We start from the raw sequence: 17,366 nt of genomic DNA, 5'->3' as shown, positions 1-17,366 counted from the left end.
TATAGATAAACAAAAAGAGAGGATGTCTAATTGACACCCTCTTTTTTGATAAAATAATAAAGTATAAAATTTTGAACTTAGATAACTGTCTAGCTCCAGCGCCCAGCGGCTAGTGTACTTCGCCCTTTTCCCTACGATAAGTCAAGCACGAATACGCTAACGCTCTCCGTGTTTCCTTTATCTCAGTCAAAGTGCTCCAGTCCATACGCCGCTAAACGGGCGCTTGCGCTTTTCTAAACCCAACCGCGCTCGTATTGTTTTGGTCCCTCAATCGTAACGTCAAGCTCCTTTGCTGCAGTACGAGGCCAATATGGATCGCGAAGCAATTCACGAGCTAAGAAGACTAAATCTGCTCGGTCATTTTGTAATATTTCCTCCGCTTGAATCCCTGAGGTGATTAATCCTACTGCACCTGTTGACATGTCAGCACCATTTTTAATCGTTTCGGAGTATTTTACCTGGTAGCCGGGATAAACGCGAATATGGGCCGGGATCACCGCACCTGAACTAACATCAATTAAATCGACACCTTGTTCCTTCATCCATTGACTAAAGGTTATGTAATCTTTTGGTGTTAACCCTTCTTCGTGGTAATCATGAGCAGAAACTCTTACAAATAATGGACCGTTCCAAACGGTTTTCACGGCATCAATCACTTCTCGGAGGAATCTGTAACGGTTTTCAGCTGAACCACCGTATTCATCGGCTCTTTTATTGGAAAGTGGTGAAAGGAATTCATTTATTAGATAGCCATGAGCACCATGGATTTCAATCACATCAAAACCAGCCTTTACTGCACGCTCCGCACTTTTTTTAAATGCAGCAACTGTTTCTTTGATATCTGTTTTTGACATTTCCTTTGGTGTTTTCATTTTATCATTAAAAGCTAGTGCAGATGGGGCAAGAATCTCACCTTCTAAAACGGCTTTTCTGCCGGCATGGGCGAGTTGAATACCTGTTTTCGCACCGTGCTCTTTCATCAGACCGACAAGCTCATTAAAGCCCTCTACATGTTCATCGCTCCAGATACCTAAATCTTGTGGAGAAATCCTGCCTTGTGGTGAAACGGCAGTTGCTTCAACAATAATCAACCCAACCTGGCCAACTGCTCTGCTTGCATAGTGGGTGCGATGCCAGTTTTGTACATGGCCATCCTGGTTATGGCTCGAATACATGCACATCGGAGACATCACAATCCGATTTTTGAGTGTAACTCCCTTTATTGTGAAGGGGGAAAACAGTTTTACCGCCATTTTCAGAAGCCTCCTAAATTCAATATAAGATCCCTTTTTAGTATAGCAAATGGATCATTTTAATGAAAAAATCAAGCTTCTAATCTTTTTCTCGGAGTTCGCTTAACCGATAGGTTGTTCCCCGCCAAACAATACCTCCGCGCTTAAAGGTTAGTAGGCTCGCACGAATAATCGAATAAATAAACAGCAAGGCAGTGATTGGAAAAACTAAAAACATGAGCGGGGAGAATAAGGTTAGTTTTTTTATGACGATTACATAAAGAACACCGCATAGCACTATATTTCCGAAGGATAATAGGGCAACCGTCTTGTTTCCAGAAAAAATCGTCACAAAGGGCAGGACGTTGGTGATAAAAACCCCGAGGATCGCAAAAATCACCATACTGATTCGATAGTGTAATCCGGCAAATGTATTTTTCTCTAGGCCGACTAAAGCCTCTTTTAAACTTCCATACCATTCCACTTCGATTAGATGTAATGCAGTCACAATTTTTTGCTTAAAGCCAGCTTTTTTCATTTTCATCCCAAGCTGCAAGTCATCGTCCGGGCGCATTTTAACCTTTTCGTGAGTTCCAAAAGCTTTATAGGCCTCATTTAACACAAGGTTAAATGCACCAATCCCTGTTCCAATTTTTGATTTTGGATGATTGGCTAACCACGGACGTTTAAAATAAGAAAAACCAAACAAGAAAAAGGCGACAAAAGATTTTAACCAAAACCGGTTAGCGCTTAAGTTTGGCGCTGCAGTAAGGTGATCTAAGTCGTTCCTTTCAAAATAATGGAGCGCTTTTGCAAAGGCATGTTTTTCAAATTTCACGTCAGCATCGGTAAATAATAGCCATTTACCTGAAGCCTGAAGTGCACCCATGTATAAGGCATTATTCTTCCCAAGCCAGCCCTCAGGTAACTTGTCAATATGGATGACGTTTATACGCGGGTCTTTTTTTGTTAATTCTTCCATGATGTTTCCGGTTGTGTCAGTTGACCTATCATTGACAAGAATCCATTCCACATTTTTGTAGGTTTGGTCCAACTGGCTGAGGATACTTGCAGCAATTTGCTTTTCTTCATTACGTGCAGCAACCACTACAGATAACAGCGATCCAAGCTCTAAGTCGTCTTCCTTTTCTAATGGATCTATTTTTCGTAAACCAATCAGTCCGTCTAAAAGAAAAGTAATCCAGACTAGAATACCTAAAGAAAATAAGATCGTTAGCATGCCCGACACTTCCCTAGCTTTTTTAACTAGTTTAATGCAATAAGGGCAAAAATCCAATTTAGAGAGGTTGGTCCGCAGTTTGTAGCTTGGAACTTAATTCAGCCCCCATCCTTTTTGATTGGGCTGTTGCTGCTTTGATACAAGAAATGAATGCTTCTTGGACCCCATGTTCCTCAAGCACCCTAATACCAGCCTCTGTTGTTCCCCCAGGGCTTGTTACTTCTTTGCGAAGCTGGGTAGAGGACTTACTTGAGTTTTTCACCATTTCTGCTGCACCAAGAAGTGTTTGCACAATTAATTCACTGGCCATTTCTTTTTCAAGACCTACTTCCATTGCACTTTTCTCCATTGCTTCAATTAGATAATAAATATACGCGGGCCCGCTCCCAGAAAGTCCCGTAACCGCATCTAACTGATCTTCTTCTACAAAAGAAGCCAAGCCAACTGTACCAAAAAGGTTCTTAGTTGTTTCTAATTGCTGCTGGGTAACACGATGATTCGCGGCTACAGCGGTGGCTGATTTTCCAACAGCAGCCGAGGTATTTGGCATTGACCGTACAATCGCAAGTGGTATTCTTGCCAACGATTCAATCGTTTCCATGGATACACCCGCTAAGACAGAGACGACAAGCATTTGCTCAGTTAAGTGTTCGCGGATTGCTTGAATGGCAGTTGCGACGTCCTTTGGTTTCATTGCTAACATTACTATGTCTGCTTGATCAAACAGCTCATGCAAATGATAAGTGGTTCGAATTCCATAACGAGTTTCTAAATTAGTTAATCTTTCTTGATTCGAATGGTTTGTGATCCATATATTTTTTTTATCTATCAAACCATTTTCAAGAATTCCTGAAATGAATGCTTCAGCCATTGAACCTGCACCAATAATTGCAATTTTATTCATGAATATTCCTCCTTCATTTTACCGAAAAAAACAAAAAAACCTTCATCCATAAAGGACGAAAGTTTAGCTTCCGCGGTACCACCTTCATTTACCCTCGCTTTCAAATCAAGAAGGGTTCACTCGACTCCGATAACGCCGGATATGCGTTAGGTTTTCCTAAGTGCTCCTAAGGTAGGTTCAATGATTAAGAGGGCGGTGAAGTCTTTCAGCCTTCGAACTTCACTCTCTTTCGCCATTTCTCATTTACTGGCCTTATTCATCGCTTTAACGAATCAAATTTTACTAGATTATGCAAGATAAACAACCTATCTGTCAATAGATAAATTAAGTGAATTTTTTATTTTTTCTAAAAAATTATGCAGAAATAATGACAATTGGTTAAAAAGTCGCTACACTTTATTTAAATAATAAATGTCACATAATGTTCATATCTATATCATTGGATTCTTTATTCGACAATAGTGATAAGGGGATTTCATAATGACAAAATGGAAAGACGGAATAGCAAAAATTACGGTGCCGACTCCTTTCCCGGTCGGGGATGTCAATGTCTATTTGATCAAAGGCGAGCGATTAACGCTTGTTGATGCTGGCGTAAAAACGGAACAGTCATGGATGTCACTTAAGGAGCAAATGGGGGATTTAGGCTTAAGCCCTGCTGATATCGAGCAGGTAATTCTAACTCATCATCACCCCGATCATGTTGGGATGCTTGATTTTTTTCCTGATTCCTTAGAAGTATATGGTCATTATCTGAATGAACGATGGATTCATCCAACAGAAGAATTTTTTCAAGAACAAGAAGAATTTTTTCGTGTCCATTTTTTAAAGTTCGGCCTCCCTGAGGAATATTTTTCGTTGCTTTCTAAGTTAAGAAAAACAATGAAGTATTCTTGTAACCGCTCGTTGACCGGACATCTTGTTGAGGGGATGAGACCTCTTGGTTTAAATGAGTTTGACGTAATTGAAACACCGGGTCATGCCCAAAGCCACATTGCCCTTTACAGGGAAAAGGATGGAATTTTAATTGGGGGAGATTTAATTTTAGCTCATATTTCCCCGAATCCTTTGCTTGAACCGCCAGCCCCTGGCGAAACGGAAAGACCGCAGCCTCAACTTCAGCACAATGACTCTATGAAGAAACTACTTTCCTATCCAATTCAATGTGTCTACACAGGGCATGGTGAGGAAGTTTACAAGTTAGCAGAGTTGGTAGATAAACGATTGAAGCGCCAACATGAGCGGGCTATGACGGTTCATAGCTGGTTAAAAGAAGAAGAGCTTACCGTCTTTGAAATTTGTAAACGTCTGTTTCCGTCTGTTTATCAGCGTGAACTGATGTTGACCATTTCAGAAACTGTCGCACAACTTGACTATTTATCATCTATCGGAGAGATTATTAGTAAGGGTACAAATCCCGTGCTTTATCAAGCTAAGCTTTAGCGTTTGATCAACTCAGATGAGGTGTAATAATGGTTAGGGAACAATTAAAAGGTAGAAATATCGTGATTACAGGTGCATCGGGAGGAATCGGGGCGGAAATCGCCAAGCTTTGTGCATCAAACGGGGCCAATCTTGTGCTATTAGCCCGAAATATTGGTAAACTCGAGCAGCTGCAAACAGAACTACAGCAAAAGCATCAGGTTAAAGTGGATGTTTTTCAACTGGATGTGTCGGATACAGATCAGGTGCAGACAGTTTTCCAACGGGTTTTCGATACAATAGGAGCTATTGATATTCTAGTCAATAATGCCGGCTTTGGAGTTTTTCGTGAAGCCCACTTGGCGACATTGGATGAAATTAAGGGCATGTTTGATGTGAATGTGGTGGGGCTCATGGCCTGCACAAGCATGGTGCTCCCGAAAATGCGTGAAAGACGTTTTGGCCATATTATTAATATTGCCTCACAGGCTGGGAAAATTGCCACTCCAAAATCAAGTGTCTATTCAGCCTCAAAGCATGCCGTTCTTGGTTACACGAACTCACTGCGAATGGAGTTAGCAGATTTTAATGTCCTTGTAACCTCAGTGAATCCTGGACCAATCGCTACCAATTTTTTTAATATAGCCGACGAAAAAGGTACGTATGTTAAAAATGTGCAGAGATTTATGCTTAAGCCCGAGTATGTTGCCCAGAAGGTCGTCGACAGCATGCTGACGAAAACAAGGGAGATTAATTTGCCGCGTTGGATGAATATGGGCAGTGTTGTGTACGTACTCTTCCCCCGGCTGTTCGAGCGAATTGGCAGACGTGCTTTTAATCAGAAATAGACGTTATGAGGAGGCCTCTGTTTCAGGGGCTTTTTTTAGATTCTTATATTTATTGGAACTTACTACATAATTACTGAGAATTACTACATATTTATTGGAACTTACTACATAATTATGGACATTTACTACACATTTTACGAAACTTACGACATTTGCTGGATATTAATTGGAAATCATCGCAAACTTCAGATACTTATCTACCCAGTTAAAAATTCATACACCGCGTCATTCACAACCTCGAATAAATTCGCTGTAGGTTCTTCCTCTTTTAGTTGAAAAATCCGTATTGTCAACTCCTCCAAGTCTTTATCACTAATAGGCATTGATTCTGCTTCGTAATACTGTTTAAAACAGTTTAAAATCATTTTTTTTATCAGTTTTTTCTCCATACGAACGCACCTCTCTTCCTCATTATATCGTTTTTCCGTCCAATCTCCATATTGAAACCTGTCAAAAAGTTTCCATTGAATGCGAACGCATATTCGCTTATGATAGTGAATATAATAAAAAGGAACTTATGTTCGATATTAAAATTGTGGGGGATACGTCATGGTGGATTACAGCGCACTGCCGCAAAATAAAATTTTATGTGTGGACATGAAGAGCTTCTATGCCAGCTGTTCGGCTGTCATGTATGGTCTTGACCCTTTGGAGTGTTATTTAGCTGTGGTCGGTCAAAAAGAGCGGCAGGGAAGTATTGTTCTTGCTGCGTCGCCGCGGATGAAAAAAGAATTTGGTATCAAAACGGGTTCCCGGATGTTTGAGATTCCCAAAGACCCTAGGATTCAAATTGTTGAGCCTAAAATGGCAACGTATTTGCGAATTGCCACCGAAATTTCGCGTGTATTTAATCGCTATGTTCCAAAAGAAGCGATTCATGTCTATAGCGTTGATGAAAGCTTTATTAAAGTGGATGGTGCCATTCGTTTATGGGGGGATGCCCATACGATTGCCCAAAAAATAAAGGATGATATTGAGCGGGAATTTCAGCTGCCATGTGCTGTTGGAATAGGTCCGAACATGTTACTGGCGAAGCTCTGCCTTGACCTTGATGCCAAGAAACGAGGAGTGGCCGAGTGGACGTATGAAGATGTTCAGACAAAACTTTGGAAGGTGTCACCGCTCAGGGAAATGTGGGGGATCGGCAGGCGTGTTGAAAAAACATTAAATGGGATGGGCATTTTTACTGTAGGTCAACTAGCTCGCTATGATTTAGAAAAGTTAGAAAAGAAATTCGGCATCATGGGGAATCAGCTTTATTATCATGCCTGGGGTGTCGATCTTTCTGAATTGGGCGCACCACTTATCCAAGGGCAGATTAGCTTTGGAAAAAGTCAAATTCTTTTAAGGGACTATAAGGAGGAAAAGGAAATTAAGACGGTCATTTTAGAAATGTGTGAGGAGGTAGCAAGGCGGGCACGGACGCATCGAAAGGCAGGGAGAACCATTAGTCTCGGAGTTGGCTACAGCCAGGACGAATTTGGCGGCGGTTTTCATCGCTCCAGAACGATTGGGCAGCCAACGAATGTGACGATGGAGCTTTATTGTGTTTGTCTTGAATTATTTCATGAACATTACACTGGAAAGACGGTACGGCAGATTTCGATTGCCATTAGCAACATTGTTGATGACCGTGAGCTTCAGCTCGATCTTTTCGACATGGGTGCCTATAAGAGGCGTGAGCTTGGCTATGTGGTGGATACTGTCCGTAAACGCTTTGGTTCCGGTTCCTTGCTGCGTGCTGTTTCTTATACAGCTGCTGGAACAGCAAAGCATCGGGCCACGTTAGTTGGAGGACATAAAAGGTAATAAGAAAAGCGGAGGCGCCCGTTTAGCGGCGTATGGACTCCTCGAAAAAGCTAACGCTTTTTCCTTCGTGCGATGCTTATGCTGCCGAAGCGTTCCTTGTGGAGCACTTCGACTGAGATAAAGGAAACACGGAGAGCGTTAGCGATTCGATGTTGACTTATCGTAGGGAGAAGTGCGAAGTACACTAGCCGCTGGGCGCTGGAGCTAGACAGTAGTCAAATATTAATACTGAAACTGAGTTAAGACCGAAAGAAGGAGAAGCATATGATTCGCGATCGCGGAAGGATCAAATGGACGTCAATGATGCTTCCTGAGCATGTGAAATTGCTCAGAGATTGGGTGAAGGAAGATCGGTATGAACAGAAACGAGAAATGGATGAACAGCAGCTGGAACGCATGAACGAGATCTTGTCCGAAGCAATTGAATATGATCAGTACGTGACGATCACCCATTATCGAAATCAGAACTATGAAATCGTGATTGGCAAAATCCATTACTGGGACGAACTGACCCAACGGCTTCATGTGATAGACCGCTTTGAAGAAGTGCACCGGATTCCGATTGATGCCATTGCTGACATCCGGATGACAGAAGCATAAGAAAGAGCGGCTTCATATTGCGAAGCCGCTCTTTCTATGCTTATTCTTCTTTTGGAGCCCGAACCTGGGATTCGAATTTTCCTTTATGCGAGCCGTCGCAAAATGGTTTGTTATTGGATAAACCACAGCGGCAGAGGGAAAAGGACGGCTTTGTTGTATAGACATTGCCTTCGCCATCTAACAATTCCACATCACCTGTAATTCTCAGTGACCCGTTATCGTTTACTTTGATTTGTATTTTTGACATGAAAAGCACCCCTTTTTTTAATTTCTAATAATGAGATTAAATGGAAGATGAGGAAAAAGCAACTAAATCCATAAGCAAAGAAGAAACAACTTCACCAAACATATGGTACAATCACCATATGCTAAAAAGAGGGGAGCGATAAACTTGGAGATCAATATAACTACAGCGGCAGCTGAAAAAATAAATGAGAGAATTAATGGCCGAGAAGGCTACTTAAAGCTAAAGTACGATACAGACGGCTGTGGGTGTGCCGTAAACGGGGTAGTAGTTTTGTGGTTTATACCGGAAGTAGAAACTAATGATATCGCGATTGAGACAAATGATAGAACGATTTATGTAGAAAAATCAAAAACTGTTTTTTTCGATGAGCAAATGAAAATTGATTTTTCCCCATCGGCAAATTGCTTTCAACTAAAAAGTCCACAGCAAATCCTAAATGGCCATATGAGTTTAATCATCAAAGAAAAAACAGACTGATCCATTTTGGACAGTCTGTTTTTAGCTTGGCAACGGATGGTCAACATACTTTTGTAAAAATTCATCAATCACTCGTTCATAATCCGCGCGGTTTTCATTAAATGACTGGGCATGGCGGCCATTAGCGGCCAAAAAAAGCATTTTAGGCCCCTTTTTTTGCTCAAATAAATCCTTTGTCATTGTCGGGAGAATAAAATCATCCTTTTGACTGTGAATAAACAAAATCGGATGTTTGATATTTTCAATAACCGAAATCGGAGATACATTTCGAATCGAATATTTATCCCGCAGGCGTAAAAGGGCATCACCAAGTGGCAGTAAAAGACTTGGGACAAGCTTAAAATCCCTTTTGATTAGATAAGCAAGCTGCTCCTTAAAATCCGAAAATGGACAATCAGCAATATAAAAATCAGCACCGTCTTCAAGAAGACCAGCATAAAGAAGCATGGTAGCAGCCCCCATCGATTCACCGTGAATCCCAAGTTCAAGCTGAGGTCCTTTTTCTTTTTTGAGCCAATCGACGACTGTTTTTAAATCAAATTTTTCATAATGACCAAAACTTGTGGTTTTTCCGCCAGATTCCCCGTGGCGGCGATGGTCATAAATTAACGTATTAAACCCGCGTGTTAAAAACAGATTCGCATATTTAATCGAATTAATTTTCGTTTCGGTTACACCATGAGAAATAATGATATAACGATTGGTCTGATGCGGTTCAACAAGAAGGGCTTTAATCATATAACCAAAAGGGGAAGGAATATCAATCTCCCGCTTCGGCAAGGACTCAAACTCCTCGGGATTATACCTGCCAGCCTCCTTTTCCCGTCTTAAAATTAATTCTTCATCTTTCTTTTTCATATACATGAGACGGTTTGTAAAATACAAACCAAGAGATAACCAGAAAAACAACACGACAAACAAGGTTCGAAATGCCTTCCTCACTATGGCACCTCCCGTAGCATTTTATATAACATATGAAAAATTTACACCCAGCGCCCATAAATTAACAGTTTTATTCTAGCATAGAAAAAGCCGCTGATACCAATGAGCGGCTTCCGAGTTTACAATTTTATTCATTGCTGTGCGTTTTGTCTTTTGGTAGGGTGGGTTGCTTTTTCGATTTCTTCAGCGGCCATGATCCGCTGTCCTCCACCAGCTGTGTCTGCATAGTTTTTTCCCTTTTGACTAGAACCTTTGTCACGTTTTTGGCTCAAAATAATCAGTCTCCCTTCAAGCTAGTCTCAATTAATAAGATGCATTAGTAGAAGACTGATTATTCACAGAAAGTAAATTTAGACAGTTTGGGCATGAAGGCGATAGTATCCGCTTTCAATTTTCCTGGAAAGATGAGGACGAACGACTTCAATCGCATCGATTAGTTTGTCCAAATCAACCCCAGTATCAATTCCCATCCGTTCAAGCATATAAACCACGTCCTCTGTGGCTACATTTCCAGAAGCACCAGGTGCAAAGGGACAGCCGCCCAAGCCGCCGGCTGACGTATCAAACCGATCGATTCCTGCCTGGAGAGAAGCTAAAATGTTTGCAAGGGCGAGCTTTCGGGTGTCATGAAAATGAGCGGTTAAGAATGTATTAGGAAAAAGATTTTTCAACTTCGAAAATAAGGAAAAGCTTTCGTCTGGGGTTGCCATCCCGATCGTATCGGCAACGCTTAATTCATCGACACCGGCGTCAACAAATTCCCGGCAAAGATTTATCGTAGCACTCTCATCGATTTTTCCTTCATATGGACAATAAAAAGCTGTAGAAATGCAGGCCCGGACAAAATAATTCTTCTCTTTTAATTCATAGATGATCGGTGCAAGTTCCGCCATACTATCCTTTGTTGTTTTATTAATATTTTTAAGATTAAAGCTATTGCTTACGCCAACGAACACAGCAACAGCTTGACAATCGGTGGAATATACCCTGTCAATCCCTTTACGGTTCGGAGCTAGAACGATATTTCTGGCATCAGCCTCAAGGCAGTCAGCTACGATTTCAGCGGCATCGCTCATTTGAGGCACCCATTTCGGTGACACAAACGATGTGAGTTCCATTTCCAGAAAACCAGCTTTCCTTAATGCTCCGATAAATTGTTTTTTAATAGCAGTTGGTACAAATAACTTTTCATTTTGCAGTCCATCACGAGGGCCGACCTCGATAATGGTGACCTTTTTAGGTAAATTTAGCATTCATTTTCCACCTCCAATAATCATACTTTCATTGTAGTAGCGTTAATTTAAAAAAAGCAAGAATAATAGAAATTTTGACAAAATAAGAGGATTTTCTGCATTTTAATAGAAATAGTAAAGGAAAAAAGGTGAAGGAGAGAAACAAAAATGAGTCAAACGGAAGTAGTCATTGTCAGTGCAGTTCGTACGGCCCTTGGAAATTTTAATGGGACCTTAAAAAATGTATCTGCACCTGAATTAGGAGCGACAGTTATCAAAGGGGCCCTTGAAGGGGCAGGGGTAAATCCGGATCAAATCGATGAGGTTATTATGGGGAATGTCCTCCAAGCAGGACTGGGCCAAAATCCGGCAAGGCAGGCAGCCATTAATGCGGGAATTCCTGAAAGCGTTTCCGCGATGACGATTAATAAAGTTTGTGGTTCCGGTTTAAAGGCAGTCCACTTAGCGACCCAGGCTATATTGGCTGGGGATGCAGAAATAGTCGTTGCTGGCGGAATGGAAAATATGAGCCAAGCACCTTTCCTGTTAAAGAATGCCCGCGATGGTTTTAAAATGGGGGATCAGAAATTAGTTGATACGTTAACATTTGACGGCCTCACTTGTGTGTTTAACGACTATCATATGGGGATTACGGCAGAAAACTTGGCAAGCAAATACTCGATTACAAGAGAAGAGCAGGATGAATTCTCCGCTTGGAGTCAGGAGAAGGCAGTCAATGCCATTGAAACAGGAAGATTTAAAGATGAAATTGTCCCAGTGGTTATTCCACAACGGAAAGGTGACCCGTTAATCTTTGCTACAGATGAGTATCCGAAAAAAGGAACCACGGTGGAAAAATTGGCTGGACTGCGCCCTGCCTTTAAAAGAGATGGCAGTGTGACAGCAGGAAATGCTTCTGGAATTAATGATGGCGCAGCCGCAGTTGTCGTTATGAGTAAGAAAAAGGCAGAGGAACTAGGACTTACACCTTTAGTGACGATAAAGGCGAATGCTAATGCAGGTGTTGATCCAAGTATTATGGGGATCGGCCCCGTCCCAGCAGTAAGAAAAGTACTAGAAAAGGCATCCGTTTCTATGGAAGATGTTAACTTGATAGAAGCAAATGAGGCTTTTGCGGCGCAATCACTAGCAGTAGGCCGGGAGCTTCAGTTTAATAAAGACATTTTAAACGTAAATGGAGGAGCCATTGCTCTTGGCCATCCAATCGGGGCAAGTGGAGCGAGAATCTTGGTTACGCTAATTCATGAAATGAAACGAAGAAATGCGAAGACTGGTTTGGCAACTCTTTGTATTGGCGGAGGGCAAGGGGTCGCTACAATCGTTGAACTAGCATAAGAATCATTAATTTAAGGGGTGTAAACGATATGAAGAAAATTTGTACATCCTTCCAGGAAGCAGTTTCCGGAATACATGATGGGGCTACCTTAATGGTTGGTGGATTTGGGTTGTGCGGAATACCGGAGAATCTGATTCTTGCCTTAGCTGAAAAAGGCGTGAAGGATTTAACTGTTATTTCAAATAACTGCGGGATTGATGAATGGGGTTTAGGACTTTTATTAAATAATAAACAAATCAAAAAGATGATTGGATCCTATGTCGGTGAGAATAAAGAGTTTGAGAGACAGGTATTAACTGGGGAACTTGAAGTGGAATTGACGCCTCAAGGCACACTCGCTGAAAAAATCAGGGCTGGGGGAGCTGGGATTCCTGCATTTTATACACCTGCTGGAGTAGGAACACCGATTGCTGAAGGGAAAGAAACAAAGATTTTTAACGGAAGAGAATACCTGCTGGAAGAGGCACTAACTGCCGATTTTAGTCTGGTGAGGGCGTGGAAGGGTGATAAGATGGGAAATCTTGTTTACCACAAGACGGCACGAAACTTTAATCCAATGATTGCGGCGGCTGGAAAAGTGACAATTGCTGAAGTGGAGACACTTTATGAAATCGGCGAATTGAATGCTAATTTTATTCATACCCCAAGTATCTACGTGCAAACAATGATAGAAGGAACGCAGGAAAAACGAATTGAGAGATTAACTGTGAAAAAATAGTTTGGGGGAAGGGAGAGAGAAAAATGACGAATGAAATACTCTCTGTCAGAGAGAGAATTGCAATCAGGGCAGAGAAAGAAATAGAAAACGGTTTTTATGTAAACCTAGGAATAGGTATGCCAACCCTCGTTGCGAATTATATGTCAGCTAATAAACAAGTTGTCTTGCAATCTGAAAATGGTCTTCTTGGCATCGGGCCCTATCCTAGTGTGGATGAGGTGGACCCCGATTTAATCAATGCTGGTAAAGAGACCGTTACGGCGATTAGTGGTGCAGCCTATTTCGATAGCGCCGAATCGTTTGCGATGATTCGGGGCGGACATGTAAATTTGGCAATCCTTGGTGGGATGGAAGTATCCGAAACTGGCGATTTAGCGAATTGGATGATTCCAGGGAAGATGATTAAAGGCATGGGTGGCGCGATGGATCTTGTTCATGGTGCTCAGAAAATAATTGTGATCATGGAGCATGTCAATAAAAAAGGTGAATCAAAAATATTGAAACAATGCACGCTGCCTTTAACAGGTAAAGGGGTAGTCAATCGGATTATTACCGAACGTGCTGTCATGGATGTAACAGACAATGGACTAAAGCTTGTGGAATTAGCAAAAGGATTTACAATCGAGGAAGTTGTCAATTCTACGGAAGCCATACTATCTGTGGATGAAAACGTAAAAATTGAAGCTTATTAAAATCGCATGAAGAGCAGGCTGACAGAATCAGATAGCCTGCTTTTTTCTGTGGGCATTATTGATGACATGGTATAATAAAAATGAAATTTTAACTACGGAGGCGTTTTGAATGAAAAAGCAAAACAGACAAAAAACTCAATCGAAACCCAAAAAGGATGATTCAGCGGTAACGCTTGGCGATATGATTAATCCCCATTTATTTAAACAATTAAAAGAACAAAAGGAACAGCTCAAAGCAGCAGAAGAAAGAAGAAAAGAGGAAGAAGAGCAAAGAAAGCGGGAAGAAAGAAGATTAAAAGAAAAAAACAAATCTTTTGAAGAACTATTAAATGAGAACGGCATGAACTGGAAGGAATTTAAATAATGTCGGTACGAAGGGTAAAAATAACAAAAGGAGAGCAGAATGGGCTCTCCTTTTTTGGTAACTATTATCGGTGCTCTTGATAGGTGTTGGCCTTCGTTAATACTTTAATGATTGAAACTTCTGCATCAGACAATGGCTGATTTCTGACGGCTTTCGCATTATTCCTAATTTGCTCTGGACTGCTTGCCCCGGCTACAACAGAGGCAACAGCAGGGTTTGCGAGATTATACTGAAGGGCTATCTGGGTAAAGGAGCGTGAGGCTGCTACCTTTTCCTTTAATACTGGCAAGACTTCATTCAACTCATTTAAACTGTAGTCTTGATAACCCTTATCCGTTACCTTCTTCAGCATTTTATCACTTAAAAGCCCTTTTGCGAGCGGTCCGCGGGTCACAACACTAACGCGATGTTCTTGCAAAAGCGGTAGTGCTTCTTCTTCAGGGCGGCGGTCTAAAATACTATATTGCATCATTACAGATACAATACTAGACTTTTTAACGTATTCCCTAATGACATTCGGGCGAATCGATGAAATACCGTAATAGCGAATAAAGCCTTCCGCTTTTAATTCTTCAAACGCCTCAATGGTTTCTTCAATTGGATCATTGGTTGTACCGCCATGCAGCTGATAGAGATCGATATAGTCTGTACCCAGTCGTTTAAGACTTTGTTTGACCTCTTCCTTTATATATGACTTCGACGGGTCCCATGACCATCCTTTCTTATCTTGACTCCAGCGGTTCCCAACTTTGGTGGCAATAATCACATTTTCACGTATATCCTTTAATGCTGTGCCAACAATTCTTTCGTTTTCACCAAAATCATATAAATCTGCCGTATCAAAATAATTGATTCCTTCCTCAAGTGAGGCTTCAATAATTTTTCTAGCTGTTTTCTCCTCGGTTCCAATTGACATACAACCAAGCCCTAATTCCGTTACATATAAATCTGAATTTCCTAGTCTTCTCTTTTTCAAAATATCACCCGTCCTTTTTCTATAATTTTAATAAAGAAAAGGACAGACTACAATTGAAAGGCTTTATTTTTGATTGACCTTTTCAACCCAGTCGGAAACGGTGAGATGATCTTTGTTATATTCTTTTAGTTTCTGAACTATTTCCCATCCTTTTCCAACAAGAAGGATTCCCTTTTCGTGAACATACACCTTCATCCCATACCCCTCCAATTAAAGTATGCTAAAATGTATGAGCAGATTATAGGAATAGAACAGGAGTGACCCTTATGAGCAATCTCGAAGAAAAAACGCTCCAGAGCGAAGAAATTTTCACAGGAAAAGTAATCAGTCTTCATTTACAGGATGTCGAACTTCCAAACGGGAAACAATCCAAACGGGAGATCATTAAGCATCCCGGGGCTGTCGCTATTTTAGCGATTACTGACGACAAGAAAGTCGTTATGGTCGAGCAATACAGGAAAGCACTGGAACGCACAATTGTTGAAATCCCCGCCGGAAAGCTGGAAAAAGGAGAAGAACCTGCGCTTTGTGCACGCCGTGAACTTGAAGAAGAGACGGGATATGAGTGCGATAGCCTAGAATGGCTTACCTCATTTTATACTTCCCCGGGATTTGCCGATGAAATCGTTCATGTTTATGTAGCAACAGGGTTAACTAAAAAAGAAAATGCAGCCGCACTCGATGAAGACGAGTTTGTGAATCTTGAGGAATTAACGCTTGAAGAAGCTGTTCAATATGTGAAAGAGCAAAAGATTTATGATGCTAAAACGATTTTTGCAGTGCAGTATTTACAGTTACAAGAGGCGTTGAAAAATAAATGAATCGCTACTATGTAGATTTACATATTCATATTGGCCGGACCTGGACAGGAAAGCCGGTAAAAATCACTGGGGCCAAGTCACTAACGTTTACGAATATCATTGAACATGCTCGACATGAGAAGGGGCTTAATATGGTGGGAATCATAGATAGTCATTCACCTGAAGTCATCCTTGAAATGGAAAGTCTTATTCAAAGTGGAGATATTGTGGAACATCCAGAGGGGGGCTTGGTATTTGGTGATTTAACCGTTATTCCTGGTTCAGAATTAGAGATTTACGATCAGCAATGTAATGGCCCAATCCATTTGCTTACGTATTTTCCTAATCTTTCCATCATGAGGGAGTTCTCCTCGTGGCTGTCGGGCCACTTAAAAAATATTCAACTAAGCTCACAAAGGATTTATGCCTCGGGCCTAACTTTACAAAAGAAGGTTAAAGAGTTTGGGGGAATCTTCATTCCTGCCCATGTATTCACGCCTTTTAAAAGCTTGTATGGGAAAGGTGTCAATCGTTCATTAACTGAAGTATTAGACCCAGAATTGATTGATGCGATTGAACTTGGATTAAGCTCAGATACTTATATGGCGGACCAAATCAAGGAATTACATGATTATACCTTTGTGACGAATTCTGATGCCCATTCGCTTGCAAAAATTGCCCGAGAATACCAAGTCATCACGATGAAGGAACCAACATTTTTAGAGTTGAAAAAGGCCCTAAAGAAGGAAGAGGGACGGAGAATTATCGCAAATTATGGTCTTGATCCATTACTTGGTAAATATCATAAAACAGTTTGTGCAGAATGCCTTAATCCTGCAGCCAACGACGATCAAATATGCACCCTATGTGGAAACACAAAGATTATTAAAGGTGTAGCGGACAGGATCCTTGAGCTGAAAACAGCCGAGCAAAGCCCAAAAGACCGTCCGCCATATATCCACCAAGTTCCGTTAGAGTTTATCCCTGGCTTAGGGCCTCGTTTACTTGAGAAGTTGGTCGATCACTTTGGCAGTGAAATGGCGATTTTGCATGATGTTCCATATGAAGGTTTGAAAGAGGTTGTCCCAACAAAAATCGCCGACCTGATCCTGAAAGCTAGAGAGGGTAAAGTAAATCTAGCAGCCGGCGGCGGTGGGAAATACGGAAAAATTTCAGATTAAAAAAGATATCCCGTATTGACTACCGTATCTAAATTTTTTTGACAGTACCGGTCGTCAATAGCCCCTATTGGCGACCATCTCTACACTTTTTTAACAGTACCGGTCGTCAATACGCTCTATTGACGACCATCCCTACACATTTTTGACAGTACCGGTCGTCAATAGCCCCTATTGACGACCATCCCTACACATTTTTGACAGTACCGGTCGTCAATAGCCCCTATTGGCGACCATCTCTACACATTTTTGACAGTACCGGTCGTCAATAACCCTTATTGGCGACCATCCCCACACTTTTTTGACAGTACCAGTCGTCAATAACCAT

At 41.3% G+C, this 17,366-nt stretch carries 21 protein-coding genes and 1 other annotated feature; of the genes, 11 read left to right on the top strand and 10 right to left on the bottom strand.

Annotated elements, in window-relative coordinates:
* Positions 1-233 precede the first annotated feature (233 nt).
* The 3 genes from namA to proC all read right to left on the bottom strand — a co-directional run bounded on the left by namA (position 234) and on the right by proC (position 3,376).
* Positions 234-1,253 (bottom strand): NADPH dehydrogenase NamA, encoded by a 1,020-nt coding sequence (gene namA / locus ACJ004_RS14115; protein WP_410893680.1) that lies wholly within the window; start codon positions 1,251-1,253, stop codon positions 234-236.
* A 79-nt stretch (positions 1,254-1,332) separates the two neighbouring features.
* Positions 1,333-2,472: a glycosyltransferase family 2 protein gene (locus ACJ004_RS14110; protein WP_410893678.1), complete on the bottom strand. Its 1,140-nt coding sequence runs from the start codon at positions 2,470-2,472 to the stop codon at positions 1,333-1,335.
* A gap of 58 nt (positions 2,473-2,530) precedes the next feature.
* Positions 2,531-3,376, bottom strand: coding sequence for a pyrroline-5-carboxylate reductase (gene proC / locus ACJ004_RS14105; protein ID WP_410893677.1), 846 nt, complete (start codon positions 3,374-3,376; stop codon positions 2,531-2,533).
* A gap of 48 nt (positions 3,377-3,424) precedes the next feature.
* Positions 3,425-3,645, bottom strand: a binding site (T-box leader).
* A 211-nt stretch (positions 3,646-3,856) separates the two neighbouring features.
* Between proC and ACJ004_RS14100 the strand changes: the two genes are divergently transcribed.
* On the top strand, positions 3,857-4,819 hold the full coding sequence (locus ACJ004_RS14100; protein ID WP_410893676.1) for an MBL fold metallo-hydrolase: 963 nt from the start codon (positions 3,857-3,859) through the stop codon (positions 4,817-4,819).
* 29 nt (positions 4,820-4,848) lie between these two features.
* Entirely contained in the window at positions 4,849-5,646 is a 798-nt protein-coding gene (locus ACJ004_RS14095; protein WP_410893675.1) for an SDR family NAD(P)-dependent oxidoreductase, read from the top strand.
* A gap of 197 nt (positions 5,647-5,843) precedes the next feature.
* On the opposite strand, the gene ACJ004_RS14090 is transcribed toward ACJ004_RS14095, so the two are convergent.
* Positions 5,844-6,035: a YqzH family protein gene (locus ACJ004_RS14090; RefSeq protein ID WP_410893674.1), complete on the bottom strand. Its 192-nt coding sequence runs from the start codon at positions 6,033-6,035 to the stop codon at positions 5,844-5,846.
* Positions 6,036-6,195: 160 nt separating this feature from the next.
* Between ACJ004_RS14090 and ACJ004_RS14085 the strand changes: the two genes are divergently transcribed.
* Positions 6,196-7,455 carry a Y-family DNA polymerase gene (locus ACJ004_RS14085; protein WP_410893673.1) on the top strand — a complete coding sequence of 420 codons (1,260 nt, stop codon included), beginning with the start codon at positions 6,196-6,198 and terminating at the stop codon, positions 7,453-7,455.
* 264 nt (positions 7,456-7,719) lie between these two features.
* Positions 7,720-8,055, top strand: coding sequence for a YolD-like family protein (locus ACJ004_RS14080; protein WP_410893672.1), 336 nt, complete (start codon positions 7,720-7,722; stop codon positions 8,053-8,055).
* A gap of 40 nt (positions 8,056-8,095) precedes the next feature.
* On the opposite strand, the gene ACJ004_RS14075 is transcribed toward ACJ004_RS14080, so the two are convergent.
* Positions 8,096-8,302, bottom strand: a complete 207-nt coding sequence (locus ACJ004_RS14075; RefSeq protein ID WP_410893671.1) for a CDGSH iron-sulfur domain-containing protein — start codon at positions 8,300-8,302, stop codon at positions 8,096-8,098.
* A 144-nt stretch (positions 8,303-8,446) separates the two neighbouring features.
* Here ACJ004_RS14075 and ACJ004_RS14070 point away from each other — a divergent pair, with 144 nt between their 5' ends.
* The gene (locus ACJ004_RS14070; RefSeq protein ID WP_410893670.1) at positions 8,447-8,779 is read left to right on the top strand and encodes an iron-sulfur cluster biosynthesis family protein; all 333 of its coding nucleotides are present in this window, start codon (positions 8,447-8,449) and stop codon (positions 8,777-8,779) included.
* A 21-nt stretch (positions 8,780-8,800) separates the two neighbouring features.
* On the opposite strand, the gene ACJ004_RS14065 is transcribed toward ACJ004_RS14070, so the two are convergent.
* The 3 genes from ACJ004_RS14065 to ACJ004_RS14055 form a co-directional block, all read right to left on the bottom strand.
* Positions 8,801-9,721, bottom strand: coding sequence for an alpha/beta hydrolase (locus ACJ004_RS14065; RefSeq protein ID WP_410893669.1), 921 nt, complete (start codon positions 9,719-9,721; stop codon positions 8,801-8,803).
* A gap of 131 nt (positions 9,722-9,852) precedes the next feature.
* Positions 9,853-9,993: a hypothetical protein gene (locus ACJ004_RS14060; RefSeq protein WP_410893668.1), complete on the bottom strand. Its 141-nt coding sequence runs from the start codon at positions 9,991-9,993 to the stop codon at positions 9,853-9,855.
* 78 nt (positions 9,994-10,071) lie between these two features.
* Complete coding sequence (locus ACJ004_RS14055; RefSeq protein WP_410893667.1) at positions 10,072-10,974, bottom strand: hydroxymethylglutaryl-CoA lyase; 903 nt, start codon at positions 10,972-10,974, stop codon at positions 10,072-10,074.
* Positions 10,975-11,121: 147 nt separating this feature from the next.
* Here ACJ004_RS14055 and ACJ004_RS14050 point away from each other — a divergent pair, with 147 nt between their 5' ends.
* From ACJ004_RS14050 to ACJ004_RS14035, 4 genes are all read left to right on the top strand, one after another.
* Positions 11,122-12,309 carry an acetyl-CoA C-acetyltransferase gene (locus ACJ004_RS14050; protein ID WP_410893666.1) on the top strand — a complete coding sequence of 396 codons (1,188 nt, stop codon included), beginning with the start codon at positions 11,122-11,124 and terminating at the stop codon, positions 12,307-12,309.
* 29 nt (positions 12,310-12,338) lie between these two features.
* Positions 12,339-13,028 (top strand): CoA transferase subunit A, encoded by a 690-nt coding sequence (locus ACJ004_RS14045; RefSeq protein WP_410893665.1) that lies wholly within the window; start codon positions 12,339-12,341, stop codon positions 13,026-13,028.
* Between the two features lie 23 nt (positions 13,029-13,051).
* Positions 13,052-13,720, top strand: coding sequence for a 3-oxoacid CoA-transferase subunit B (locus tag ACJ004_RS14040; RefSeq protein ID WP_410893664.1), 669 nt, complete (start codon positions 13,052-13,054; stop codon positions 13,718-13,720).
* A 109-nt stretch (positions 13,721-13,829) separates the two neighbouring features.
* Positions 13,830-14,084, top strand: a complete 255-nt coding sequence (locus ACJ004_RS14035; protein ID WP_410893663.1) for a YqkE family protein — start codon at positions 13,830-13,832, stop codon at positions 14,082-14,084.
* A 64-nt stretch (positions 14,085-14,148) separates the two neighbouring features.
* On the opposite strand, the gene ACJ004_RS14030 is transcribed toward ACJ004_RS14035, so the two are convergent.
* Both ACJ004_RS14030 and mciZ read right to left on the bottom strand, forming a co-directional pair.
* Complete coding sequence (locus ACJ004_RS14030; RefSeq protein WP_410893662.1) at positions 14,149-15,060, bottom strand: aldo/keto reductase; 912 nt, start codon at positions 15,058-15,060, stop codon at positions 14,149-14,151.
* A gap of 63 nt (positions 15,061-15,123) precedes the next feature.
* Complete coding sequence (mciZ, locus tag ACJ004_RS14025) at positions 15,124-15,255, bottom strand: Z-ring formation inhibitor MciZ (RefSeq protein ID WP_410893660.1); 132 nt, start codon at positions 15,253-15,255, stop codon at positions 15,124-15,126.
* Positions 15,256-15,326: 71 nt separating this feature from the next.
* On the opposite strand from mciZ, the gene ACJ004_RS14020 reads away from it, so the two are divergent.
* A complete protein-coding gene (locus tag ACJ004_RS14020; protein WP_410893659.1) occupies positions 15,327-15,881 on the top strand; it encodes an NUDIX hydrolase in 555 nt (184 codons plus the stop codon).
* The gene (locus ACJ004_RS14015) at positions 15,878-17,041 is read left to right on the top strand and encodes an endonuclease Q family protein (RefSeq protein WP_410893658.1); all 1,164 of its coding nucleotides are present in this window, start codon (positions 15,878-15,880) and stop codon (positions 17,039-17,041) included. Before ACJ004_RS14020 ends, ACJ004_RS14015 begins: the two co-directional genes overlap by 4 nt.
* The last annotated feature ends 325 nt before the right edge of the window (positions 17,042-17,366 follow it).

It is taken from the genome of Neobacillus sp. 204, assembly GCF_046562815.1.
Lineage (GTDB): Bacteria > Bacillota > Bacilli > Bacillales > Cytobacillaceae > Neobacillus.
Note: the sequence above shows the minus strand (reverse complement) of the source record. Positions and strands in the feature narration are given on the sequence as shown.

Bases quoted from the DNA above. Each gene is read 5' to 3' on its own strand.
- namA (WP_410893680.1), bottom strand. From the start codon at position 1,253: ATGGCGGTAAAACTGTTTTCCCCCTTCACAATAAAGGGAGTTACACTC.
- ACJ004_RS14110 (WP_410893678.1), bottom strand. From the start codon at position 2,472: ATGCTAACGATCTTATTTTCTTTAGGTATTCTAGTCTGGATTACTTTT.
- proC (WP_410893677.1), bottom strand. From the start codon at position 3,376: ATGAATAAAATTGCAATTATTGGTGCAGGTTCAATGGCTGAAGCATTC.
- ACJ004_RS14100 (WP_410893676.1), top strand. From the start codon at position 3,857: ATGACAAAATGGAAAGACGGAATAGCAAAAATTACGGTGCCGACTCCT.
- ACJ004_RS14095 (WP_410893675.1), top strand. From the start codon at position 4,849: ATGGTTAGGGAACAATTAAAAGGTAGAAATATCGTGATTACAGGTGCA.
- ACJ004_RS14090 (WP_410893674.1), bottom strand. From the start codon at position 6,035: ATGGAGAAAAAACTGATAAAAAAAATGATTTTAAACTGTTTTAAACAG.
- ACJ004_RS14085 (WP_410893673.1), top strand. From the start codon at position 6,196: ATGGTGGATTACAGCGCACTGCCGCAAAATAAAATTTTATGTGTGGAC.
- ACJ004_RS14080 (WP_410893672.1), top strand. From the start codon at position 7,720: ATGATTCGCGATCGCGGAAGGATCAAATGGACGTCAATGATGCTTCCT.
- ACJ004_RS14075 (WP_410893671.1), bottom strand. From the start codon at position 8,302: ATGTCAAAAATACAAATCAAAGTAAACGATAACGGGTCACTGAGAATT.
- ACJ004_RS14055 (WP_410893667.1), bottom strand. From the start codon at position 10,974: ATGCTAAATTTACCTAAAAAGGTCACCATTATCGAGGTCGGCCCTCGT.
- ACJ004_RS14050 (WP_410893666.1), top strand. From the start codon at position 11,122: ATGAGTCAAACGGAAGTAGTCATTGTCAGTGCAGTTCGTACGGCCCTT.
- ACJ004_RS14045 (WP_410893665.1), top strand. From the start codon at position 12,339: ATGAAGAAAATTTGTACATCCTTCCAGGAAGCAGTTTCCGGAATACAT.
- ACJ004_RS14040 (WP_410893664.1), top strand. From the start codon at position 13,052: ATGACGAATGAAATACTCTCTGTCAGAGAGAGAATTGCAATCAGGGCA.
- ACJ004_RS14035 (WP_410893663.1), top strand. From the start codon at position 13,830: ATGAAAAAGCAAAACAGACAAAAAACTCAATCGAAACCCAAAAAGGAT.
- mciZ (WP_410893660.1), bottom strand. From the start codon at position 15,255: ATGAAGGTGTATGTTCACGAAAAGGGAATCCTTCTTGTTGGAAAAGGA.
- ACJ004_RS14020 (WP_410893659.1), top strand. From the start codon at position 15,327: ATGAGCAATCTCGAAGAAAAAACGCTCCAGAGCGAAGAAATTTTCACA.
- ACJ004_RS14015 (WP_410893658.1), top strand. From the start codon at position 15,878: ATGAATCGCTACTATGTAGATTTACATATTCATATTGGCCGGACCTGG.